At 65.9% G+C, this 22523-nt stretch carries 27 protein-coding genes and 4 tRNA genes; 17 read left to right on the top strand and 14 right to left on the bottom strand.

Annotation, left to right across the window (positions count from 1 at the left end; all coding sequences use genetic code 11):
- Window positions 1-10: 10 nt before the first annotated feature.
- The 4 genes from J1M43_RS08530 to J1M43_RS08545 all read right to left on the bottom strand — a co-directional run bounded on the left by J1M43_RS08530 (window position 11) and on the right by J1M43_RS08545 (window position 1794).
- Window positions 11-568, bottom strand: a complete 558-nt coding sequence (locus J1M43_RS08530) for a dihydrofolate reductase family protein (RefSeq protein WP_206476472.1) — start codon at window positions 566-568, stop codon at window positions 11-13.
- 165 nt (window positions 569-733) lie between these two features.
- Complete coding sequence (locus J1M43_RS08535; protein ID WP_206476473.1) at window positions 734-1096, bottom strand: type II toxin-antitoxin system RelE/ParE family toxin; 363 nt, start codon at window positions 1094-1096, stop codon at window positions 734-736.
- Entirely contained in the window at window positions 1093-1341 is a 249-nt protein-coding gene (locus J1M43_RS08540; RefSeq protein ID WP_206476474.1) for a hypothetical protein, read from the bottom strand. The genes J1M43_RS08535 and J1M43_RS08540 overlap by 4 nt, the downstream gene beginning before the upstream one ends.
- Window positions 1342-1410: 69 nt before the next feature.
- Window positions 1411-1794 carry a hypothetical protein gene (locus J1M43_RS08545; RefSeq protein WP_152594904.1) on the bottom strand — a complete coding sequence of 128 codons (384 nt, stop codon included), beginning with the start codon at window positions 1792-1794 and terminating at the stop codon, window positions 1411-1413.
- On the opposite strand from J1M43_RS08545, the gene J1M43_RS08550 reads away from it, so the two are divergent.
- On the top strand, window positions 1771-2304 hold the full coding sequence (locus J1M43_RS08550) for a hypothetical protein (protein ID WP_152594903.1): 534 nt from the start codon (window positions 1771-1773) through the stop codon (window positions 2302-2304). The genes J1M43_RS08545 and J1M43_RS08550 overlap by 24 nt on opposite strands.
- Window positions 2305-2350: 46 nt before the next feature.
- Here the strand turns inward: J1M43_RS08550 and J1M43_RS16725 are convergent, their stop codons facing one another.
- Entirely contained in the window at window positions 2351-2656 is a 306-nt protein-coding gene (locus J1M43_RS16725; RefSeq protein ID WP_234000244.1) for a phage major capsid protein, read from the bottom strand.
- Here J1M43_RS16725 and J1M43_RS17160 point away from each other — a divergent pair.
- A complete protein-coding gene (locus J1M43_RS17160; protein WP_160175068.1) occupies window positions 2541-2864 on the top strand; it encodes a tyrosine-type recombinase/integrase in 324 nt (107 codons plus the stop codon). The genes J1M43_RS16725 and J1M43_RS17160 overlap by 116 nt on opposite strands.
- A gap of 38 nt (window positions 2865-2902) precedes the next feature.
- On the opposite strand, the gene J1M43_RS08565 is transcribed toward J1M43_RS17160, so the two are convergent.
- A tRNA-Val gene (locus tag J1M43_RS08565) sits at window positions 2903-2978 on the bottom strand.
- Between the two features lie 149 nt (window positions 2979-3127).
- Between J1M43_RS08565 and J1M43_RS08570 the strand changes: the two genes are divergently transcribed.
- The 3 genes from J1M43_RS08570 (at window position 3128) to J1M43_RS08580 (ending at window position 3424) form a co-directional block, all read left to right on the top strand.
- Window positions 3128-3199 (top strand) — tRNA-Gly (locus J1M43_RS08570).
- Between the two features lie 54 nt (window positions 3200-3253).
- Window positions 3254-3324: transfer RNA gene (locus J1M43_RS08575), tRNA-Cys, on the top strand.
- A 28-nt stretch (window positions 3325-3352) separates the two neighbouring features.
- Window positions 3353-3424: transfer RNA gene (locus J1M43_RS08580), tRNA-Val, on the top strand.
- A gap of 206 nt (window positions 3425-3630) precedes the next feature.
- Here J1M43_RS08580 and J1M43_RS08585 read toward each other — a convergent pair.
- The 5 genes from J1M43_RS08585 to J1M43_RS08605 all read right to left on the bottom strand — a co-directional run bounded on the left by J1M43_RS08585 (window position 3631) and on the right by J1M43_RS08605 (window position 6109).
- The gene (locus J1M43_RS08585) at window positions 3631-4023 is read right to left on the bottom strand and encodes a hypothetical protein (protein WP_206476475.1); all 393 of its coding nucleotides are present in this window, start codon (window positions 4021-4023) and stop codon (window positions 3631-3633) included.
- Between the two features lie 30 nt (window positions 4024-4053).
- Entirely contained in the window at window positions 4054-4506 is a 453-nt protein-coding gene (locus J1M43_RS08590) for a helix-turn-helix domain-containing protein (RefSeq protein ID WP_206476476.1), read from the bottom strand.
- A 1-nt stretch (window position 4507) separates the two neighbouring features.
- On the bottom strand, window positions 4508-5299 hold the full coding sequence (locus J1M43_RS08595) for a nucleotidyl transferase AbiEii/AbiGii toxin family protein (RefSeq protein WP_200881026.1): 792 nt from the start codon (window positions 5297-5299) through the stop codon (window positions 4508-4510).
- Window positions 5300-5595: 296 nt separating this feature from the next.
- Window positions 5596-5853 (bottom strand): type II toxin-antitoxin system RelE/ParE family toxin, encoded by a 258-nt coding sequence (locus tag J1M43_RS08600; RefSeq protein ID WP_206476477.1) that lies wholly within the window; start codon window positions 5851-5853, stop codon window positions 5596-5598.
- A 10-nt stretch (window positions 5854-5863) separates the two neighbouring features.
- On the bottom strand, window positions 5864-6109 hold the full coding sequence (locus J1M43_RS08605; RefSeq protein ID WP_033107328.1) for a type II toxin-antitoxin system Phd/YefM family antitoxin: 246 nt from the start codon (window positions 6107-6109) through the stop codon (window positions 5864-5866).
- 374 nt (window positions 6110-6483) lie between these two features.
- On the opposite strand from J1M43_RS08605, the gene thrS reads away from it, so the two are divergent.
- Window positions 6484-8412, top strand: coding sequence for a threonine--tRNA ligase (gene thrS / locus J1M43_RS08610; RefSeq protein ID WP_241245383.1), 1929 nt, complete (start codon window positions 6484-6486; stop codon window positions 8410-8412).
- A gap of 56 nt (window positions 8413-8468) precedes the next feature.
- The gene (locus J1M43_RS08615; RefSeq protein ID WP_206477353.1) at window positions 8469-9002 is read left to right on the top strand and encodes an HIT domain-containing protein; all 534 of its coding nucleotides are present in this window, start codon (window positions 8469-8471) and stop codon (window positions 9000-9002) included.
- 301 nt (window positions 9003-9303) lie between these two features.
- On the opposite strand, the gene pdxY is transcribed toward J1M43_RS08615, so the two are convergent.
- Together pdxY and J1M43_RS08625 are read right to left on the bottom strand one after the other, a co-directional pair.
- Window positions 9304-10155, bottom strand: coding sequence for a pyridoxal kinase PdxY (gene pdxY / locus J1M43_RS08620; protein WP_033107102.1), 852 nt, complete (start codon window positions 10153-10155; stop codon window positions 9304-9306).
- Between the two features lie 39 nt (window positions 10156-10194).
- Window positions 10195-11502 (bottom strand): aminotransferase class I/II-fold pyridoxal phosphate-dependent enzyme, encoded by a 1308-nt coding sequence (locus J1M43_RS08625; protein WP_033107101.1) that lies wholly within the window; start codon window positions 11500-11502, stop codon window positions 10195-10197.
- Window positions 11503-11598: 96 nt separating this feature from the next.
- On the opposite strand from J1M43_RS08625, the gene pdxS reads away from it, so the two are divergent.
- The 10 genes from pdxS (at window position 11599) to J1M43_RS08675 (ending at window position 21907) form a co-directional block, all read left to right on the top strand.
- Window positions 11599-12516, top strand: coding sequence for a pyridoxal 5'-phosphate synthase lyase subunit PdxS (gene pdxS, locus J1M43_RS08630; protein WP_052167046.1), 918 nt, complete (start codon window positions 11599-11601; stop codon window positions 12514-12516).
- Complete coding sequence (pdxT, locus tag J1M43_RS08635; protein ID WP_033107100.1) at window positions 12506-13099, top strand: pyridoxal 5'-phosphate synthase glutaminase subunit PdxT; 594 nt, start codon at window positions 12506-12508, stop codon at window positions 13097-13099. Before pdxS ends, pdxT begins: the two co-directional genes overlap by 11 nt.
- Window positions 13100-13295: 196 nt before the next feature.
- The gene (locus J1M43_RS08640) at window positions 13296-14054 is read left to right on the top strand and encodes a YebC/PmpR family DNA-binding transcriptional regulator (RefSeq protein WP_033107099.1); all 759 of its coding nucleotides are present in this window, start codon (window positions 13296-13298) and stop codon (window positions 14052-14054) included.
- Between the two features lie 47 nt (window positions 14055-14101).
- On the top strand, window positions 14102-14686 hold the full coding sequence (ruvC, locus tag J1M43_RS08645) for a crossover junction endodeoxyribonuclease RuvC (protein ID WP_307823348.1): 585 nt from the start codon (window positions 14102-14104) through the stop codon (window positions 14684-14686).
- A 9-nt stretch (window positions 14687-14695) separates the two neighbouring features.
- Window positions 14696-15319 (top strand): Holliday junction branch migration protein RuvA, encoded by a 624-nt coding sequence (gene ruvA / locus J1M43_RS08650; protein WP_033107097.1) that lies wholly within the window; start codon window positions 14696-14698, stop codon window positions 15317-15319.
- Window positions 15312-16352, top strand: coding sequence for a Holliday junction branch migration DNA helicase RuvB (gene ruvB, locus J1M43_RS08655; protein WP_307823349.1), 1041 nt, complete (start codon window positions 15312-15314; stop codon window positions 16350-16352). Before ruvA ends, ruvB begins: the two co-directional genes overlap by 8 nt.
- A 69-nt stretch (window positions 16353-16421) precedes the next feature.
- The gene (gene yajC, locus J1M43_RS08660) at window positions 16422-16832 is read left to right on the top strand and encodes a preprotein translocase subunit YajC (RefSeq protein ID WP_033107096.1); all 411 of its coding nucleotides are present in this window, start codon (window positions 16422-16424) and stop codon (window positions 16830-16832) included.
- 43 nt (window positions 16833-16875) lie between these two features.
- Window positions 16876-18603 carry a protein translocase subunit SecD gene (secD, locus tag J1M43_RS08665; RefSeq protein ID WP_206476480.1) on the top strand — a complete coding sequence of 576 codons (1728 nt, stop codon included), beginning with the start codon at window positions 16876-16878 and terminating at the stop codon, window positions 18601-18603.
- Window positions 18603-19592: a protein translocase subunit SecF gene (gene secF / locus J1M43_RS08670; RefSeq protein WP_033107094.1), complete on the top strand. Its 990-nt coding sequence runs from the start codon at window positions 18603-18605 to the stop codon at window positions 19590-19592. Before secD ends, secF begins: the two co-directional genes overlap by 1 nt.
- A 65-nt stretch (window positions 19593-19657) precedes the next feature.
- Window positions 19658-21907 (top strand): bifunctional (p)ppGpp synthetase/guanosine-3',5'-bis(diphosphate) 3'-pyrophosphohydrolase, encoded by a 2250-nt coding sequence (locus J1M43_RS08675; RefSeq protein ID WP_206476481.1) that lies wholly within the window; start codon window positions 19658-19660, stop codon window positions 21905-21907.
- Here the strand turns inward: J1M43_RS08675 and J1M43_RS08680 are convergent.
- Window positions 21877-22482, bottom strand: coding sequence for a hypothetical protein (locus J1M43_RS08680; protein WP_052167044.1), 606 nt, complete (start codon window positions 22480-22482; stop codon window positions 21877-21879). The genes J1M43_RS08675 and J1M43_RS08680 overlap by 31 nt on opposite strands.
- Between the last annotated feature and the right edge of the window lie 41 nt (window positions 22483-22523).

Consider the following 22523-nt stretch of genomic DNA (forward strand, 5'->3'; position numbering starts at 1 on the left):
GTTCTCGGTATCAGCCTGCGCGCCGGTAATGCATGGCGACAGTGCCGTTGTGCAGCGGTTCTGCGGAGACCAACTCGAGCATTCGCGTGCTCGCCAGTCCGCTCTGGTACAGGGTCGGGCCGTGGCCGGCGATCACGGGTTGGATGAGAAATCTGTACTCATCGATCAGCTCCAACCGGTCAAGCTCCGTCGCGAGCGCGCCGCTGCCGAGGAGTACACCGTCTGGCGTCGCGTCCTTGAGCCTCTGGACGCCCGCACGCAGATCGTCTGCGATGTGGTGACTGTTGGTCCATGGGAAGTCAGTTCGGGTGGACGAGACGATGTACTTCGGCTTGGCGTCCAGCTTGATCGCCCACTCGCGCAACGCCGGAGGTGCGCTCTCGTCGCCACGAGCGACGGCCGGCCAGTAGCTCTCCATCATCTCGTAGGTGATGCGCCCCCACAGCATCGCACCGGCTTCGTCCATGAGGCGGGTGAAGAAGGCGTGCGTCTCGTCATCCGCGATGCCCTCCTGATGATCGACGCAGCCGTCGAGAGTGACGTTGGCGCTGAAGGTCAGGAGTCCCATGCGGGGAGTATAGATCTGACAGTGTGGTGGGCGATACCGGACTCGAACCGATGACCTCTTCCGTGTGTAGGCGCTCAGATCAGGGCTTCCCTTGATTCTTCGGAGCCTACGGGTGTCTCTGAGACCCCTGAATCCGTTGTCGGGGTGATTTTGGGGTGATCGTTCTCAGCCGCTATTCGGGATGCGCTGCGCGGGAATGTCCATCGCCTCGTGCAGCAGGCGAACGACCTGAATGACCTTGCCGACCTGCCGGTAGACCACGAAGTGGCGCGGGCTGGCGATGCGACGCACCGCCGGGCTGACCTCGTCGCGGCAGGCCCGCAAATGAAGGGTCCGCAGGCCGGTCGCAAGGTCGTCACGTTCGCGTGAACCCAGTACGGTCGGATCGTCTCTGATCAGATTGATTGCTGCGATGATCAGAGCCTCGTACCCATCGCGTACGGTGTCGCCGAAGTTCTTCACTGACCATTCAAGCGCGTCAACGATGTCCGCGCGAGCCGCGGGTGCTAGGAAGAGTTCGTGCGTCACGCGATACGACGAGCAGCGCGTTTTGTAGCGACCTGACCGAGATCGCGAATATATTCATCGATGGAGTCGGCAGAAACGCGAATCCCCTCGCCACGATCGAGCTGTTCGATGCCCTCGTTCACCGCAGATGTGAGTTCGGCGTAGCGGGCTTCATCGAACTCTTCAGTGGTTTCGAGAGTAGCGATCAGCTCGTGTGCGATCTCGGCGCGCTCTGAGCGCGAGAGCGCACGAGCTGCGTCCAGCACTTCTGCGAGCTTCGGAGTCATGGTTTCAGTCTATCGCTGGGGACTGACAATGGGGAGGATTTGCGGCGCTCACAAGCTATGGCCACGGTCGGACGCTGCTTGGCTTGGGGCGGCTCGGTGCTGGCTCTGGTCGTGGAGCGCGGCACGTCGCTGCTCCGCTTGCTGGGCGTCGCGTGCGGCCTGTGCTGCGCGGGTCTGCTCGATCCGCTCTGCGGCTTCGGCGGGGGTGAGTGTGCGCAGCAGTTTGGCTTCTTCCCGCGCCTGCTTTGCGGTCTTCGTGGCTCGTGCGGCTTGCTGTGCGGGGTTGGTGGTGAGGTATGCCTGCTGGTTGCGGATCACGGTCTCCGCGCCGAATGCTCGCGCGTATGCGGCGAGTCGTGCGGTCTGTGCGCGCTCGGGCCGGTGCAGTAGCGCGTCGCGTGCTGCCTGGTGTTCCTGCTCGGCGTCGATCACGCGCGGGTCGCTATCGATCCGGGGTCGGGTGATCCTCTCCACCCAGGCGTCGGAGAGGCCAACGCGATCACGAAGCGTGAGGCCGAGCGGGCTACCGAACTTCACCGAATCGACTGGAGTTGTGACTGGGACACACCGGGCCGCTATCGCGTCCAGAATCTAGGGCCGGACATCGCGCTGAACGTGCGCGCCCAGATCACCGTGGACGATGAAACCGTGGTCGGTGAGGCGCTCAGGTTAGAATCGGGCGAGGCCATCATCCTGGACTTCCCCCGGGCTCTTGCGACGTACAAGCATGAACAACGTGAGCGCGACGAAGACCGGAATTGGAAAAGCGCGCAGAAGGATTCGGGACTGTTCGGCGGTACGGTGACGAACCTGCCGATCATGTCCAGGCTGAGCCCCCTTCACGGGGCGGACCACTGGATCCGCGACCTTCTCACCTGGCAAAGCCCGGCAGGGAATCCCCTCAAGAAGGACGATCAGCACAAGTTGTGCACATTGGCGTGAGGAGGGACCGAACCCTTCCGGCCGATCCCTCCTGCTCCGCTTCAGATCATGCGCTGAGGCTGATCTTCTGAACTGCGGCCGCGTGCGGGAACGCGAACGACACGCGCATGGTCGCGCGGATCGCAGTGCGGTCGCTGGTGAAGTACGCGGAACGGTCCACGGCCAGGTCGACGTCGTTGCGGCGAACCAGGATCGCGCGCACCTTCGGGATGCCCATCTGGGAGGACAACGGCCTGGTGTTCTCACAGGAGGACGGGTCGCCGGTCGATCCCAAGTACGTCACGCGGCGCATGATCGTCGTGGAGAAGCGGGAGAAGTTGCCGCTGATGGGGATGCACGGCTGGAGGCACATTCACGTGACTCTGCTGGACCAGGCGGGGTGCCCTCTGCCGGTCATCCAACAGCGTGTCGGGCACTCAGCCAGCAACATCACAGAGGGCGTCTATACACACCGTCAGGTGGACGCTCAACGGCCCTGGGCGCTCGCGGCTGGAGCGCTCGCGGACCCCGATTCCACACAACCGGCCGATCTGTCCACACAACACGCTGTGGGCCAGTAGTTGAAAGACGAAAACCCCCGGATAACCAGGGGTTTTCATGGTGGGCGATACCGGACTCGAACCGATGACCTCTTCCGTGTGAAGGAAGCGCGCTACCAACTGCGCCAATCGCCCATGACCCAGGGGGTCGAGAAACGATATTACCCGAATGCCGGACGCCGTCATGACCAAACCGCATGACACGCGCGAGATCGGGTTTCGGTTTTGCGGGATCGAAATGATCGGCTAAAGTTTTACAAGTGCCCGGTGAGCCGGAACACAACGCGGATGTAGCGCAGTGGTAGCGCATCACCTTGCCAAGGTGAGGGTCGCGAGTTCGAATCTCGTCATCCGCTCGAGTGCAGGAGTCTCTTTCTGAGGGGCTCACGGCACGTGGGGTCAATCCACACGGTGGCGTGGCCGAGCGGCTAGGCACCGGCCTGCAAAGCCGTTTACACGGGTTCGAATCCCGTCGCCACCTCGTCGCATCAACTTAATAGCCTTCACAGGCGCGATTGGCGCAGCGGTAGCGCGCTTCCCTGACACGGAAGAGGTCACTGGTTCGATCCCAGTATCGCGCACAGACTAAATACCAGATCAGCCCCGGTTTTCCGGGGCTTTTTTGTTTCCACTACGGCGCCGCTACCAATTGAGCCCGACATCCTGAACCGCCGCCTGGTGTGGCCGACCCGGCTCGGGGACGCACTGAACCTGCTCGCCGCGACCACGCTGGCCTGCCAACGGCGCGGGGACTCCCAACTGTCCGCGTGGACGCTGATCGGCATGTTCACCCGCGGCCGGCTGCTACCCCGCCGCTGGCGCCACTGCGCACCTGAGAACCGGTGCCAGGGCGCTCCCGCACGCCCCGGGAACCACGTAACGGGTTCTCTCGAAGGTCGTACCGGAGGTAGTTGCAGAACTCAGTATCCGATCGTGTGGTGCCCGCGACTCCGAGCTTTCGACGTGCGGCGCTCTCCGCCTCTATGTCGTCGAACGCGTCGATCTCGTCCCCGCCCATGGACCTGATGTCGCGAAGGTCCACCTGGTTCTCGAGGCAGCTGCGGGAAGTCGATGCTCCGGCGAGTGAGACTTCCTCTGCGGTGCGCTCCTGCTCACCGAACCGTCCCCGTACCCGGGCTGCTTCACCGCGTGCGTGCGCGTCGGCGCTGATGTCGGTCATGCCCCGCATGAACCCTGCGGGCGCGGGTGGTCACATGAGGACGAGACGTGGCGCGAGGAGGGGAGCGACCCGCTCTTCCGCGAGACTCTCGAGGGCGACGAGGACGTCCATGCTGGGGGTCACCTTGCCGGACAGGTAGGTGCTCAGCCGGGGTCGGGACGTTCCGAGCCGCTCGGCGACCTGCTGCTGCGTCATCCGAGTCTTCCGGAAGGCCGTCACGAGACGGTCGTGCGCGATCTCGCTGGGGGACCGGCCCTTCATGGCGAGAAGGAGGCGCACGTATTCGACCGCGGACGTCGATTCGGCGGCGTCAGCGGCTTCTTCGAACACGGCGCGCAGGTCGGGGTTCGCGTGCACGGCGTCAGCGATGCGCGCCCAGTGCTGCAGGTATCCGCGATCGAGTGCGGCGAGCATGCCCTCGAACCCCCATGCTTCGACGGGGTCGTTCGGGGTCACGTCGATGTTCCGAAAGGCCAAGGGCATGTCATTCACCTCCGGTGGGGATATGCGCGGCGACGGTTCGGCACGCTGCGACGATCTCATCCCAGTTCTGCCATCGAGGGGTCATCCCCTTGTATGAGCTCAGCCGTGCGATCTGGGAAGCGTCCCGCGGCTGCGGGGAGGCGAGTTGGCGGGCGAGCTGGGATCGGACGGGGCGATCTTCGGGATGGGTGTCGTCGCGGTAGTAGTCGTCGATGTCGCCGAGGACGGCGCCGATTCGGTCTGGTCCGAAAGTCGCGGACAGGGCAGCGATGTCGACGTAGTCGCGCATCTGGTTCCGCTTCACGATCAGGTAGGCCTTGATGCGTGCGAGTTCGTCGATGGTGGGGACGGTGAGCATGTCTCCGGAGCGGAGCTGCACCTGGGTGGTCTCCAACGGGCGGGCGCGGATGAGCTGCCGGACGCCGGCTTCGATGCCGCCGAGCTCGCCGAGGATGATCCTCCCCGGAGTGGCTCGGTTGAGGACGAAGTCTCCGTCGCGTTCCAGCGCGTCGAGGACGACCTCGAAGCGCTGGTTCAGGTCACGAACGATGTGATCGTGGTCGGTGGACGTGCGGTGCCGGGCGTAGTAGGCGGCAGCGGTGCCTCCGACGAGGACCGCGTCGGGTACGAGACGCTGCAGTCGCGCGGCTGATTCGAGCACGGCCTCCAGACCTGCAGGCATCGTGTCCGCTGGCGGCAGGTTCGCTTCCGGTGGCGTGTGTGCAGACTCGGAGAACTGGCCGCCACCGGGGACGGCAGGACGGTGGGCGCGCCCATTCTGATCCTTCACCATGACAGGATAGTATCAGTTCTGATACCTCTGCGGGCCGTAGAACGATGGATCGTCGGCGCACTCGATTGTGTCGCCGAGCGCAACCCACAGAGCCTCAGCAGTGTCGATTGTGCTTTCAAAGTGTGGGGAACTTTTCGCGCCCAACACTGGCGGTCGCGTGGCAGCCCTTGCTCCTGCCAGCGGGCAGAGTCCAGGGCAGTGAACAGGCTCACCTCGCCTGGACCGTCGGGACGGCGGACATCGCTCGTGAGCCAGGTGATCGCCGTCCCAGCGCTGACCAGAGGACGCAGTACCGTTCATTGGTCGTACACCTCTCGACGTTGACCGAGGGTGACGACGACCACCAGCAGCCGGCTGTCCTGGACGGTGTAGATGATGCGGTAGTCCCCGACACGGATGCGGAGCCCGTCGCGTCCGCGCAGCGCCTTCGCTCCTGGTGGACGCGGATCGGCCGCCAGGAGTGCGATCGCACCCTGGATCCGGGATTGGTCCCGCTTGTCGATTTTCTTCAGTGCTCGCAGCGCAGCAGGACGCACTTCGATCTCATAGGCCATGCGGGACGTCTCACCAGCCCAGATCGGCTTTGACCTGCTCCCAGGGGATGTTGGGTCCTTCCTCGGCCATGGCGGCATCGAACGCAGTGATGTCCTCGATCTCCTGGGCAGCGCTCCTCAGTCGGTCGTACTCGGCAGCCGACACGATGACAGCCTGAGCCTCGCCGCGACGCTCGACGGTGACGGCCTCGCGCTGGGCTGTCTCGATGACACTAGCGAAGCTCTTGCGCGCCTCAGAGGCAGTGATGCGGGACATGCTCGCGTTGTACAACTGTGAGGATGAGATGTACATCGCTGGAGCCGAGCCGAGCTCGCTGACCGGATCAATGCGACGATGCACGGGTTCGAGGTCGCTTTCCCGTCCTTCCATCGACATGCCCCGCTCTGTGAGAGAATTGACTTGTTCACGCGTCGTCCCTTCTAGACGAACGTGATCGCCGCTCCCGTGGACTTCCACTCCACGGGAGCACTTTTCGTTAACGGGGACGACCCCGACGGCATCCGCTCCGAGCGCGCAGACGACGCCGCGAGGCGAGTAGCCTAGAGGCGACCCAAATGGAGTGATCAGTGCCTGAAAACGCCCAGCCGACAGACGGCTTCGCCTTGTTCTCCGACCGATCCGTCGTCGCGATGCGCGTCAACGGCGACCTGAAGGATCTGGCGACCACCGTGACGACGACCGATGAGGTCGAGCCCGTCACGATCGACAGCGAAGACGGGCTCGCGATCCTGCGGCACTCGACCGCGCACGTCCTCGCCCAGGCGGTGCAGCGCATCAACCCCCAGGCGAACCTCGGCATCGGCCCGCCGATCACCGATGGCTTCTACTACGACTTCGGCGTCGAGACGCCGTTCACACCCGAGGACGTCAAGGCGATCTCGAAGGAGATGCAGCGCATCGTCCGCGAGGGACAGCGCTTCGTGCGCCGTGTGGTCACGGATGACGAGGCCCGCGCCGAACTCGCGAACGAGCCGTTCAAGCTCGAGCTCATCGGGCTCAAGGGCGGCAACAAGGAAGCAGCCGAAGGCGCATCCGTCGAGGTGGGCGCGGGCGAGCTGACCATCTACGACAACACCACGAAGGACGGCGAGGTCGCCTGGAAGGACCTCTGCCGCGGCCCCCACCTGCCCAGCACGCGCATGATCGGCAACGGCTGGGACCTCACCCGCATCGCCGCCGCCTACTGGCGCGGCAGTGAGAAGAACCCGCAGCTGCAGCGCATCTACGGCACCGCTTGGCCGACCAAGGACGAACTGCGCGCCTACCAGCACCGGCTCGAAGAAGCGGCCAAGCGCGACCACCGCCGCCTCGGCAAGGAACTCGACCTCTTCTCGTTCCCCGAGGAGATCGGCTCGGGTCTGTCGGTCTGGCACCCTCGCGGCGGCATGATCCGCGGCGAGATGGAGCAGCACGCACGCAAGCGCCACATCGAGGGCGGCTACACCTACGTGTACACGCCGCACATCTCCAAGGAAGACCTCTTCCTCACCTCGAACCACCTCGTCACCTACAAGGAGGGCATGTTCCCTCCGATCGTGATGGACGAGGAGCGCGACGAGAACGGCGAGATCACCAAGCAGGGCCAGGACTACTACCTGAAGCCCATGAACTGCCCGATGCACATCCTCATCTACAAGGAGCGTGCGCGCAGCTACCGCGACCTGCCCCTGCGCCTCGCGGAGAACGGCACCGTTTACCGCAATGAGCTCTCCGGCGCACTGCACGGGCTCACCCGCGTGCGCGGATTCACCCAGGACGACTCGCACCTCTTCGTCACCCCCGATCAGCTGGAGGACGAGGTCGCGAAGGTCCTCGAATTCATCCTGTCGATGCTCCGCGACTTCGGGCTCACCGATTTCGAGCTCGAGCTGTCGATGAAAGACGACGAGAAGGCGAAGTGGATCGGCTCGGACGAGTTCTGGGAGTCTTCGACGGATGCGTTGCGGCGCGTCGCCGTGGCATCCGGTCTCAAGCTCACCGAAGTACCCGGCGAGGCCGCTTTCTACGGCCCCAAGATCGACCTGAAGACGCGCGATGCGATCGGCCGCACGTGGCAGCTGTCAACGGTGCAGGTCGACCCGAACCTCCCAGAGCGCTTCGACCTCGAGTTCATGGACAAGGACGGGCAGAAGAAGCGCCCGATCATGATCCACCGCGCGCTGTTCGGTTCGATCGAGCGCTTCTTCGCCATCCTGCTCGAGCATTACGCCGGTGACTTCCCGGTGTGGCTGTCCCCGGTGCAGGTCGTCGGCATCCCGGTTGCAGATGACTTCGCCGACTACCTCGGCGAGATCGTCACGACGTTGCGCGACGGCGGCGTGCGCGCCGAACTCGACGTGTCGGATGACCGGATGCAGAAGAAGATCCGCACCCACACCACGGGCAAGGTGCCGCTGATCCTCATCGCGGGGGAGAAGGACCGGGATGCCGGCACCGTCTCGTTCCGCTTCCGTGACGGTACGCAGGAGAACGGCGTGCCGATCGCGGATGCCGTGGCTCGCATCCGTGCGGCGATCGACACCCACGCGCTCGTGCACACAGTGGAGGATCTGGCGTGACAACGACGCCGGACCCATCGTTCACCGACGCCGCGTCGGAGACCGAGGCGTCCGGCGTGGGCGCGGAGGATGCCGGGCACCTCGCCGGCATCCCCGATGAGTTCCAGCGGCTGTGGACCCCGCACCGGCTGGCGTACATCCAAGCGGGCCCTGAACCGCTGCGCGACGAGTGCCCGTTCTGCGAAGCACTGAAGCATCCGGATGCCGAGCGACTCATCGTCGCGCGCGGCGAGACCGCCTACGTGCTGCTGAACCTGTTCCCGTACAACTCGGGGCACCTGCTCGTGTGCCCGTACCGCCACATCGCGACGTACGACCAGGCGACGGCGGAAGAGGTCGCCGAGATCGGCGCCCTGACGCAGACCGGCATGCGCGTGCTCCGCGAGGTGTCGAACTGCGACGGATTCAACCTGGGCATGAACCAGGGCGCGGTCGCCGGCGCCGGCGTCGACGGGCACCTGCACCAGCACATCGTGCCGCGCTGGAAATCGGACGCGAACTTCTTCCCGATCATCGCCAAGACCAAGGCGCTGCCGCAGCTGCTCGGACAGGTGCGCGAGGCCGTGGCGCACGCCTGGCCGCAGGGATGAGGCTTCGACTCGCTGCGCTCGCTCAACCCGTTTCGTCTCGCTGCGCTCGCTCAACGACCCGCGGGATGTCACACTGGGCTCGCTGAGGCTTCGACTCGCTGCGCTCGCTCAACCCGTTTCGTCTCGCTGGCGCTCGCTCAACGACCCGCGGGATGTCACGCTGGGCTCGCTGAGGCTTCGACTCGTTGCGCTCGCTCAACCCGTTTCGTCTCGCTGCGCTCGCTCAACGACCCGCGGGGCTGGGCCCAGGAACTGAGGCTTCGACTCGCTGCGCTCGCTCAACGACCCGCGGGATATCCGCTCAGCGCACCTGACGCGCGCTGAACTGCATCTTCGGGTGCGCGTAGGACTCCTGCGCCTCGATGAGCTGCAGCTCGCGGTCGCCCGAATCCAGCGTCAACTGCAGCAGGTCGAACACGCTCGACGCGGTGCGCTCGAGAGCGACCTTCGCGCTGCCCGTGGAGACATAGTGGGCCGTGAACAACGCCGCCGTGACGTCGCCCGAGCCATTGGCCTTCATCGGCAGGAAGGGCGTCTGCACGATCCAGGCGCCGGCATCGTCGGCCGCGAGCATCTCGATCGTGCCCTCTTCACGGTCGGGCCGCTCGACGCTCGTGACGAGCACCGTCGACGGGCCCATCGCGCGCGCGGCATCGACCGATGCGAGGGTCGACTCGAGGGTGTCGGGATCGGTGCCGGTGAGGAAGCCCAGCTCGAACTGGTTCGGCGTGATGATGTCGGCGACGGGTACGACGCGCTCGCGCAGAAGCTCGGGGATCGCCGGCGCGACGAAGCATCCGGATTTCGCATTGCCCATGACCGGGTCGCACGCGTAGAGCGCGTTCGGATTCGCGGCCTTCACTCGCGCGACGGCGTCGATGATGACATCGCCGATGCCCTCGCCGCCCTGATAGCCCGACAGGATCGCGTCGACCTGTGCGAAGGCACCGCGCTCCTCGATCCCCGTGATGACGTCGGCGACGTCGCTCGGATCGATCATCGGCCCGCGCCATGCGCCGTAACCGGTGTGGTTCGAGAAATTGACCGTGTACACGGGAAGCACGTCGACGCCGATGCGCTGCAGGGGGAACACCGCGGCGGAGTTGCCGACGTGGCCGTAGGCGACAGCTGACTGGATCGAGAGGATCTTCATCCTTCGATCTTCTCACTGCTCGATGCCGCCACGCGCACCTCAGCGCACCGCGCCGGCGATGTCCTCGACGAGCTGCGCCGCGTCATCGTCTGTCAGATCGTGCACGGTGAGCCGCAGATGATGTGACGGCGTGTCCGCGTTCGTGAGCGAGAATCCGTCACCGGTCCGCACCAGCCAGCCACGACGCATCAGCCGCTCCGAAACGATCTGCGCGGGGATCGGCAGTTCGACCCAGAGATTCATTCCGTCCACGTAGCGGGTCTCGATACCGTGTGCGCGCAGCTGCTCCGCGAACGCGGCGTTGCGTTCGGCGTAGTGCGTGCCCGCGGCTCGGATCGCTGTGCGCACGCCGCTGTCTTCGAGCAGTCCCAGCGTCAGGCGCTGCAGCAGGTGGCTCACCCAGGTCGTGCCGGGGCTCAGCCGCATGGCGAGCCGCTCGGCGGTCTCCGGATCCGTCGCCGCGACCGCGAGGCACATGTCCGGACCCAGGAACTTCGACACCGACCGCAACAGCGCGAAGCGCTTGTGATCAGGGCCAATCAGGCTCTCATACCCACGGGAGGAGAGCATCGAGAAGTGGTCGTCCTCGATGATCAGGACGTACGGATGCTCGGCCAGCAGTTCCCGCAACGCCGCGGCGCGTGCGGGGGAGAGGCTCACCCCGGTCGGGTTCTGCGCTCGCGGTGTGCAGATGATCGCCCTGACCCCGGCGTCGAGCGCCGCGCGCAGTGCGTCGACCGTCATCCCCTCGTCGTCCACCGCCACCGGGACCGCACGGTAACCGCCGAGACGGACCGTGTGGATGCTCGCGAGGAAGCACGGGTCTTCGAGAGCCACTGCGTCATCGCGCATCAGCGCCTGCGCGAGAAGGCGCTCGACAGCATCCACCGCTCCGCTGGTGATCGTGATGCGGAAGTCGGGCGCCGGGAGGTCGGGGGAGATCCACTCGCGTGACCACGCCTCGAGTCCGGTGTCGATCACAGGTTCGCCGTACAGGACAGGACGCCCGGTGACCGTCGCCAGCACAGGGGTGGGGTCGGGAATCAGCCGAGGGTCGGGGTTGCCGGTGCCGACATCGCGCAGCACGGTGTCGGCGGCGTAGCCCTCCTGCGCGACCGCGTCGTGTTCGACGAGCATGGTGCCCGCCCGTCCACGGCTGACGACGAGACCCGCCTGCGCCAGTTGCCGGTACGCCGCGACGGTGGTGTTGCGGTTCACCCCGAGACGTGCTGCGAGCTCGCGCACCGGCGGGAGCGCGGCACCGGGACGCAGCACGCCGCGGTCACGCAGTTCGCGCACGCTCGTCGCGATGTCGGATGCCGTGGCACCCGTGATCTGGTCATTCATGTCACCCCTCGACATGCGAGTCTACGGGGCGCTCGAGCGGTGGTATCTTTTGGCATAGATCAAAGTGCACGTTTGGATACCCGGAAGGAACAGCTCATGGCTGCAGACCAGAATCCCACCACCGGCCAGAATCCCACGACAGGGTCATCGCGCGTCAAGCGCGGTCTCGCCGAGATGCTCAAGGGCGGCGTCATCATGGACGTGGTCACGGCAGATCAGGCCAAGATCGCCGAAGACGCAGGCGCCGTCGCCGTCATGGCGCTCGAGCGCGTCCCCGCCGACATCCGTGCGCAGGGCGGCGTCTCGCGCATGAGCGACCCGGACATGATCGACAGCATCATCGAGACCGTCTCCATCCCGGTCATGGCTAAGGCGCGCATCGGACACTTCGTCGAGGCGCAGGTGCTGCAGGAGCTGGGCGTCGACTACATCGACGAGTCCGAGGTGCTCTCGCCAGCCGACTACGTGAACCACATCGACAAGTTCGGCTTCAAGGTTCCCTTCGTCTGCGGCGCGACCAACCTGGGCGAGGCGCTGCGGCGCATCAACGAGGGTGCGGCGATGATCCGCTCCAAGGGCGAGGCCGGCACCGGAGACATCTCAGAGGCCGTGAAGCACATCCGCAAGATCCGCGGCGAGATCGCTGCGCTCACCGCACTGCCCAAGGACGAGCTGTTCGTCGCCGCGAAGGAGCTGCAGGCGCCCTACGAACTCGTCGCCGAGATCGCCGAGACCGGGAAGCTCCCCGTCGTGCTGTTCGTCGCCGGCGGCGTCGCCACTCCGGCGGATGCCGCGATGATGATGCAGCTCGGTGCGGACGGCGTGTTCGTCGGCTCCGGGATCTTCAAGTCGGGCAACCCGGCGGAGCGTGCCGCCGCGATCGTGAAGGCCACGACGTTCTACGACGATCCCAAGGTCGTCGCCGAGGTCTCGCGCGGACTGGGTGAAGCCATGGTCGGGATCAACGTCGCCGACCTCCCGGCACCGCACCGACTCTCCGAGCGTGGCTGGTAACCCCACCGTCGGCGTCCTGGCGCTGCAGGGCGACGTGCGAGAGCACGAGCGGGTTCTGCGCGACCTCGGGGTGGACGTCGTCCGCGTGCGCCGCCCCGAGGAGCTCGCGCAGGTCTCAGGCCTCGTGATCCCCGGCGGCGAGTCGAGCGTGATCGACAAGCTGTCGCGGCTGTTCGGTCTGCAGCATCCGATTCGCGAAGCGATCCGCGATGGGATGCCGATGCTCGGCACGTGCGCCGGCCTCATCATGCTCGCCGACAGTCTCGTGGATGCGATCGACGGTCAGGAGTCGTTCGGCGGCCTGGACGTCGTCGTGCGGCGCAACGCCTTCGGACGGCAGGTCGAGTCGTTCGAAGCCGTCCTGGATGTGCCGGCGCTCGGGCCCGAACAGGTGCGTGCGGCATTCATCCGAGGGCCTGTCATCGAGCACGTCGGGCCGGAAGCCGCAGTGCTGGCCGGCCTGGACGACGGCCGAGTCGTCGCGGTCGAGCAGGGTGCGCTGCTCGGCATCAGCTTCCACCCCGAGATCACCGGGGAGACGCGCTTCCACGAGCGCTTCCTTGCGGCCGTGCATGCTCGTTGACCCGCACGCCTGTCAGCGCAGATGACGGATGTCGGCCGAAACACCGCGTTTTCGGCTGACAGGTGTGATTCCTGCTGACACGTGCGTCGAGACCTCCGCGGTTCTGGACCCGTGGTGTGACACGACGCGGGCGGAATCTTTTAGAATGGACGACGCGCTGCGATGTCAGCAGGGCGGATACGACGAGCGGAGACATATGTCCGGGCATTCCAAGTGGGCGACGACCAAGCACAAGAAGGCGGTCATCGACTCCAGGCGCGCGAAGTCATGGGCCAAGCTCATCAAGAACATCGAGGTCGCGGCGAAGCTCGGCGGCGCCGATATGGCCGGCAACCCGACGCTGTTCGACGCCGTGTTCAAGGCGAAGAAGATGTCCGTCCCGAAGGACAACATCGACCGCGCGGTCAAGCGCGGCGCAGGCATCGGCGGCGAATCGATCGAGTACCTCTCGATCATGTACGAGGGCTACGGCGCCAACGGCGTGGCTCTGATGATCGAGTGCCTCACCGACAACAAGAACCGTGCGGCCGCCGAGGTTCGCACCACTCTCAGCCGCAACGGCGGCACCCTGGCGGACCCTGGCAGCGTCGCCTACAACTTCACCCGCAAGGGCGTCATCGTCGTCGGCTCCGAAGGTACGTCCGAGGATGATGTCATGATGGCGGCGCTCGAGGCCGGCGCCGAGGAGATCGAGCCGCACGCCGAGGGCTTCGAGGTCATCACCGACGCATCCGACCTCGTGACCGTTCGCACCGCGCTGCAGGATGCGGGCATCGACTACGAGTCCGCCGACGTCGAGTTCGTGCCGAACCTCAAGGTCGAGATCGACGCCGACACCGCACGGAAGATCTTCCGCCTCATCGATGCGCTCGAAGACAGCGAGGACGTGCAGAACGTCTACAGCAACTTCGACCTGACCGCGCAGGTGCAGGCCGAACTCGAGAACGACGAGTAAGGCGCGCCGCGCAAGCCGCCACACCTCGAGGCGCTTAGCCTGGGAGGGTGGCGGCTTCCTCTCTGCGCGTGCTCGGCATCGACCCCGGTCTCACCCGGTGCGGCGTCGGCATCGTCGACGTCGATCGCTCGCGCCGCGGCACCCTCGTGCACGTCGGCGTCATCCGCACGCCTCCGGAGATGCCGATCGGCGACCGCCTCGCCGCGATAGCCGCCGGGATCAGGTCCGCCCTCGAGCAGCACCGACCGGATGCCGTCGCCGTCGAGCGTGTCTTCGCACAGCACAACAGCCACACCGTGATGGCGACGGCGCAGGCGAGCGGCGTCGCACTGCTGCTCGCCGCGGAAGCGGGCCTGCCCGCCGCGACCCACACACCCAGCGAGGTGAAGGCCGCCGTCACCGGCTACGGCTCGGCGGACAAGAAGCAGGTGCAGGCGATGATCGCCCGCATCCTGCGCCTCGACGCTCCGCCGCAGCCCGCCGACGCGGCCGATGCCCTCGCGATCGCCCTCTGTCACGCCTGGCGCAGGGCCGGTGCAGTACCAGGTACGGCAGATACCCTGACGCCGGCGCAGCGCGCGTGGGCGGATGCTGAGCGTGTCGCTCGAACATACATACGATCAGGCTCGTAGGCTGGGAGAATGATCTCCTCGCTGCACGGGACCGTGCTCTCCACAGGTGCCGACCATGTCGTGATCGAGGTCGGCGGCGTGGGGTTCTTCGTCTTCGTCACCGGAGACTTCGCGCACACGAGCCGCATCGGCGAGCAGCTGCGCCTGCACACCAGCCTGATCGTCCGCGAGGACGCCCTCACCCTGTTCGGATTCGCGGAACCCCTCGAGCTGGAGGTGTTCGGACACCTGCTCAGCGTCACGGGCGTCGGACCGAAGTCTGCGCTGGGCGTGCTCGGACACCTCACGGTCGACCAGATCGCGACGGCCGTGGCAGAAGACGACGACGCGCCGTTTCGACGCGTGTCCGGGATCGGCCCGAAGACCGCGAAGCTCATCGTCGTGCAGCTCTCCGGAAAGCTCAAGGCGCCGTCGCCGCGCGCGGCCGATGCTCGCTCCGCGACAGGAACGGACGTCGTCGCGCAGGTGACCGCGGCTCTGGTCGGGCTCGGCTGGTCGGAGAAGGTCGCGAACGAAGCAGCGACGGAGACAGCTGAGTCGGCGAGCGATGCCGACCGCCGGTCGGTGTCGGCGCTGCTGCGGCAGGCCCTGGCCGCGCTCGGCCCGGCGAAGGCAGGAGCACCACGTGGTTGACGAAGGCTCGCCGGAAGGCAGGAGCGCCGAGCCCATCGACGAGGCGGAGCTCGCGATCGAAGGCGCCCTGCGCCCCGGCAGTCTCGGAGAGTTCATAGGACAGCCGAAGGTGCGCGGTCAGCTGCAGCTGCTGCTCGATGCTGCGCGGATCCAGAACCGCTCACCCGACCATATTCTCCTCGCGGGTCCGCCAGGACTCGGAAAGACGACGCTCGCGATGATCGTCGCGCACGAGAGCGAGCGTCCCTTGCGCCTCTCCAGTGGTCCCGCCATCCAGCACGCCGGCGACCTTGCTGCGCTGCTGTCCAGCCTGGTGCCCGGCGAGGTGCTGTTCATCGACGAGATCCACCGCATGGCGCGTTCCGCGGAGGAGATGCTGTATCTCGCGATGGAGGACTTCCGCATCGACATCATGGTCGGAAAGGGCGCTGGCGCCACCAGCATCCCGCTCGATCTGGCACCGTTCACGCTCGTCGGCGCCACGACGCGCTCCGGACTGCTCCCCAACCCGCTGCGTGACCGATTCGGGTTCACCGGTCACCTCGAGTTCTACGACGACAGCGACCTCGAGAAGGTCATCCTTCGATCGTCCGCCATGCTCGGCGTGTCGATGCCCGGCGACGCACGTGCGGAGATCGCACGCCGTTCACGGGGAACACCCCGCATCGCCAACCGTCTGCTGCGCCGTGTGCGCGACTACGCCCTCGTCCACGGCGAGCACGGTTCCGCCTCGATCGCCGAGGTGCGGGCCGCTCTCGAGCTGTACGACGTCGATCCGATCGGCCTCGATCGCCTCGATCGTGCGGTGCTCGACACGCTCGTGCGCAGGTTCCGCGGTGGTCCGGTCGGCCTCAGCACTCTTGCCGTCGCGGTCGGTGAGGAAGCCGAGACCGTCGAGAGCGTCGTCGAGCCATTCCTCGTGCGGATCGGGTTCCTGGGCCGCACTCCGAGGGGTCGTGTGGCGATGCCGGAGGCCTACGAACACCTCGGACTGCAGCATCCGGAGACTGCCGCATTGTTCAATGATCTATAATCGCTGGAGGCTTCCCCCGACCCTCTGCGCGTCCTTCGATGGCGTGCGCTCTTTGAAAGGCTTCGCCTGATGGAAATCGTCCTCTTCGGACTCCTCGCAGTTCTCCTCGTCTTCATGTTCCTCAACACGCGCAAGCGTCAGAAGCAGCTGAAGGCCGATCAGGAGGAGAAGGCCACCAAGACGGTCCCCGGCGTCAAGGTTCTGATGCAGGGCGGAATCTACGGAACCATCGTCGCCTACGACGCGGAAGACCTCGACTCGCCCGCCCTCGTGGAGATCGCGCCCGGTACCATCATCGAGGTGCACAGCCAGGCGATCCTCCGCATCGTCGAGCCGAAGGACGTGGTCATCGAGACCGACGACGACGCCGAGTCGGATGCTGTCGATGATGCACCCGTCATCGTCGACGAGTCTCAGCCCTCGCTCGAGACCCCGGAGGAGACCCGGGCCCGCCTGGATCGCGACTCCGACGGCAAGTAGACCCTCGCCTCGCCCGCCCGGCATCGTAGAAAGCTGAACGTACGTGGCATCTTCTTCTCCAGTCCGTCACGCCTGGAAGGTTCTTCTCAGCCTTCTGATCGTGACTGCGGCGCTCTTCGGCGTGAACACGATCGGTGTCATGCTCGGGAAGAGTTCCTGGGCTCCTGAGCTCGCGCTCGATCTCCAAGGCGGCACCCAGATCGTGCTCGGCGCGGTGACAGAAGACGGAGCTGATCCCACGCAGGAGCAGCTCGACCAGGCCGCGGCGATCATCCGCCAGCGCGTCGACGCCGCGGGCGTCGCCGAGGCCGACGTCACGACTGAGGGCGGACGCAACATCGTCGTCCAGATCCCCGGCACGGCCGACGACGAGACACGAGCGCGGATCCAGGCGAGCGCACAACTCGAGTTCCGCTCCGTCATCTACGTGGGAGATCCCGCGACCGAGTTCGTCGGCGAAGACGGCAACGCCACGCCGTACCCGTCGCCGGATCCCAGCGCCAACGACGTTCCGACCGCAGAGCCGACCGACGGCAGCGACATGGCGTGGGTCACGGAGAGACTGCAGTCCGAGTTCCTCGCCTTCGACTGCGCAGATCCCGAGAACACCGCGGCGGACGCGCCCGAGGACGAGCCGCTGATCACATGCGACGACTCCGGGGCCGTGAAGTACATCCTCGGCCCGATGGAGCTCTCCGGCGACGCCATCGACGACGCGACCAGCGGACGCGCGCCCGACTCGGGCGCGTGGACTGTGAACCTCGTACTCGACGGCAACGGCACCGACGTCTTCGGCAAGATCAGCCAGCGGCTCTACCAGAACCAGCTCGACGGACTCAGCCCCCGAGACCAGTTCGCGTTCGTGCTGGACGGCAAGGTCATCTCCGCACCGCAGATGAACGCCCAGATCCTGAACGGCAAGCCCAGCATCTCGGGTTCGTTCACTCAGGAGACGGCGGAAACGCTCGCCGACCAGCTCAAGTACGGCGCACTGCCGCTCAGCTTCACGACCGAGAGCTCCGACACGGTCTCCGCGACGCTCGGCACGCAGCAGCTGCAGATCGGTCTGATCGCCGGCCTCATCGGCCTCGCGCTCGTCGCGCTCTACTCGCTGCTCAGCTACCGTGCGCTCGGCTCGGTGATCATCGCGTCCATCGCGGTGATGGGCATTCTGACCTACATCATCGTGTGCATCCTGGCCTGGCGGCTCGGCTTCCGCCTGTCGCTCGCCGGCGTCGCGGGTCTGATCGTGTCGATCGGTTTCACGGCCGACTCGTTCATCGTCTACTTCGAGCGCATCCGTGACGAACTGCGTGACGGCAAGTCGATCACCGGTGCAGTCGAGGACGGATGGGGTCGCGCGAAGAGAACCATCTACATCTCGAAGTCGATCAACATCCTCGCCGCCGTGGTGCTCTACATCCTCGCCGATTCCACCGTGAAGGGGTTCGCCTTCACCCTGGGTCTCACGACCCTGATCGACGTGTTCATCTTCGTGATCTTCACGCACCCAGTGATGCAGTTGCTGGCTCGAACACGGTTCTTCGGGGGCGGTCACAAGCTGTCCGGCCTCGACCCCGACGCGCTCGGCGCGGTGTACCGCACACGCACGCAGTACCGTCAGGTCACGTCGGCGACCGTCGGACGCGCTGCCAGGAACAGCCGTTCACGCGCAGAAGCAGAACGCCGTCAGACCATCGCAGAGCGCAAGCGCGCAGAGGCGCTGGCCGGCGACAGATCCACCGACGCCGGAAGCGAGGGAGAGCGCTGATGGCCTCCATGGATGAATTCGGCAACAACCTCTACAGCGGGAAGACCTCGTTCCCGTTCGTCGGCCGCCGGCGCTTGTGGTTCGTGATCGCGATCGCTCTCGTCGTCGCATCCGCTCTCGTCCCGCTTCTGCGCCCGGTGCAGTTCTCGATCGAGTTCACGGGCGGTTCGCAGTTCACGGTGCTCGCACCGGACAGCACCGACCAGTCGATCGCCTCGGGTGCCGTCCGCTCCGTGGTTCCCGAAGCCGCAGCCAAGGTCGCCATCGTGAACGGCACGGATGTGCGTGTGCAGACCTCGCAGATGAGCCCGGAGGAGACGCAGAGCGTCGCCGGCGCCCTGGCAGAGGCATACGACGTTCCCGCCGAAGAGGTCACCTCCTCGTTCATCGGTCCGGTCTGGGGTGAGAGCGTCACCAGGCAGTCGCTCTGGGGCCTCGCGATCTTCCTCGCGCTGACGTTCCTGATCCTCGCGATCTATTTCCGCACCTGGAAGATGTCGGCAGCGGCGATCCTCGGTCTGCTCGACGTTCTCGTCATCACCGTCGGCGTGTACGCGCTTGCCGGTTTCGAGATCTCGCCGGCGGCGGTGATCGGCTTCCTCACGATCCTCGCGTATTCGCTCTACGACACGACTGTGGTGTTCGACAAGATCAGGGAGAACACGACGGAGGACGGCGAGAACTCGTCCCGTACCTTCGGCGAGGCCGTCAACCTGGCTGTCAACCAGACACTGATCCGGTCGATCAACACCTCGATCGTCGCGGCGCTCCCCGTCGGGGCGATCCTGTTCATCGGGTCGTTCTGGCTCGGCGCGGAGACCCTCACCGACATCTCGCTGTCGATCTTCGTCGGCATCCTCGTCGCCACATACTCGACGCTGTTCGTGGCCGCGCCGCTGTACTCGCTGTTCCGCGAGAAGGAGCCGCAGATCATCGCTCGGGACAACCGCGTGCTCGAGCTGCGCGAACGCGCACGCGCCGACGCGTAGCACCGTCAGGCGCGAGTGGGTGCCTGTTCGCGACGCGTAGGATGTTCTGACCCGGAGGTGCAGTGATGGCTGAGGCTAACACTCAGGCGCAGGGATCCAGTCTGAGGAGGCTGGTGCCCCGCATCTTCTCACGCGCGCCCCGCATCAACGACCTCGACAACCTCGTGCGCACGGTCCGGGTGAACCATCCGAAGGGTGACCTCGCGATCATCGAACGCGCGTACCGGGTCGCCAACGAGAAGCACGAGGGGCAGAAGCGGCAGAGCGGCGAACCGTACATCACGCATCCGCTCGCCGTCGCGCAGATCCTCGCCGAGATGGGCCTCGGACCGCGCGCCATAGCGGCGGCTCTGCTGCACGACACGGTCGAAGACACCGGCTACGCGCTCTCCGACCTGACCGAAGCCTTCGGCGACGAGGTCGCGATGCTCGTCGACGGCGTCACCAAGCTCGACAAGGTCAAGTACGGCGAGAGCGCTCAGGCGGAGACGGTCCGCAAGATGATCGTGGCGATGTCCAAGGACATCCGAGTGCTGCTGATCAAACTCGCCGACCGCCTGCACAACGCCCGCACCTGGGGATTCGTCCCGCCGGAGAAGGCGGAGCGCAAGGCCAGGGAGACGCTGGAGATCTACGCTCCGCTCGCCAATCGCCTCGGCATCCAGGCGATCAAGTCCGAACTCGAAGACCTTTCGTTCGCGGTGCTGCATCCCAAGATCTACGCCGAGATCAACAGCCTCATCGCGCAGCGCACCCCTCAGCGCGAGAAGTACCTCAAGCAGGTCATCGAGTCCATCAACGAGGACCTGCATGATCTGAGGATCCGCGGCAAGGTCGGCGGCCGACCGAAGCAGCTGTACTCCGTGTACCAGAAGATGGTGATCCGCGGACGCGAGTTCGACGACATCTACGACCTCATCGGCATCCGCGTGCTGGTGAACTCGGTGCGCGACTGCTACGCCGTCCTCGGCGCGATCCACGCACGCTGGACGCCGCTTCCCGGCCGGTTCAAGGACTACATCGCCACCCCGAAGTTCAACCTCTACCAGTCCCTGCACACCACGGTCATCGGGCCGAGCGGGCGTACGGTCGAGATCCAGATCCGCACGCATGAGATGCATCAGCAGGCGGAATTCGGCGTGGCCGCGCACTGGATGTACAAGGAGCGGATGAACGGCGGAAAGCCTGTCGCCGGGCCCACCGACACCGATATGACCTGGTTGGCCCATATCTCGGATTGGCAGGCCGAGACCGCCGACCCCAGCGAGTTCCTCGACTCGCTGCGCTTCGAGATCGGCGCGAAGGAGGTCTACGTCTTCACCCCGAAGGGCCGGGTCATCGGCCTTCCCTCCGGTGCGACGCCTGTCGACTTCGCGTACGCCGTGCACACCGAGATCGGCCACCGCACCATGGGTGCGAAGGTCAACGGCCGCCTGGTGCCGCTCGAGACGGCTGTGAAGAGCGGTGACGTCGTCGAGGTGTTCACCTCCAAGAATCCGGATGCCGGTCCCAGCCAGGACTGGCTCAGCTTCGTCAAGAGCACACGCGCGCGCAACAAGATCCGCGGCTGGTTCACGAAGGAGCGGCGCGAAGAGGCCATCGAGCAGGGCAAGGAGTCCATCGCCCGCGCGATGCGCCGTCAGAACCTGCCGCTGCAGAAGCTGATGAGCCATGATTCCTTCGCCGAAGTGGCCCAGCAGCTGCACTACGAAGACGTCTCCGCGCTCTACGCCGCGGTCGGCGAGGGCCACGTCTCCACCCAGTCGGTGCTGGAGAAGGTCACCGCCCTCATCGCGGCGAACGACACCACGACCGGTGCGATCGAGATTCCGGGAGGCTCCCGCACCCGCGAGCCGCGCACCGGCGACTCCGGCATCCTGGTGCGCGGCGCGGATGACATCCTCGTCAAGCTCGCCAAGTGCTGCACTCCTGTGCCGGGTGACCCGATCGTCGGCTTCGTCACCCGCGGCAGCGGCGTGTCCGTGCACCGCACGGACTGCGTCAACGTCAAGGCTCTCAGCGCCGAAGAGCAGCGTTTCGTAGAGGTCGAATGGGCACCGACGACCAAGAGCGTGTTTCGGGTGCATATCCAGGTCGAAGCGCTCGACCGTGCAGGTCTGCTCTCCGATGTCACGCGCGTGCTCAGCGAGCACCACGTGAACATCCTCTCGGCGACCGTGAACACCAACGACGAGCGACTGGCGATCAGCCGATTCGTGTTCGAGATGGGCGACTCAGTGCACCTGGATCGCGTGCTCAACGCGGTTCGCCGCATCGACGCGGTCTACGACGTGTACCGGGTCACCTCTTCCTGAGCGAACTCTTCGACACGAGCACCCGGCGCGCGCTGGTCCAGGAGCTCGGCGACGACGGCCAGTGCAGCCCGCTTACCCGGCATCCGTGACCGTGCGGCGAGGAGGGTCTGCACCAGCGGCACGAGTGACGGACACGCTGCCGCCATGGTGCGCATCCATGTCGCGCACTCGCCGTACCGGCTCGAGGTCAGGACGAGATCGGTCAACGTGCGCAGCGGCGTCGTCACCGGCATGATGGCGACCAGCATCAGATCGTCCGCCGGCACCTGTCCTTCGTGGACGATCACGTTGTGCCGTGGCTGGACTCGAGGTCGGCGATCGACGGCGCGCTGGATGTGATGGCGCAGTGGTGGCCCGTCGCCGATCCCGTGCACCCACGCCGCGGTGGGCCCGCTCATGGCGTAGCCGGGGGAGAGGATCGGTGCGAGCGCCGCGGCCCTGGCCCCGGCATCCTCCGGCAGATCGACAGGCATGTACCCCTCACCGACCTCGACGAGCAGTCCATCAAGGCGCGCAGCGCTCAGCTCCTGCTGAGACAGCAGCGCCCCGGGTCGGTAGAACAGTGACGGATCCACACATTCAGTGTGGCTCCCTGCTCTCCTCGCCGGGGTGGGCT

The organism is Microbacterium sp. KRD172, assembly GCF_017168295.1.
GTDB lineage: Bacteria > Actinomycetota > Actinomycetes > Actinomycetales > Microbacteriaceae > Microbacterium > Microbacterium profundi.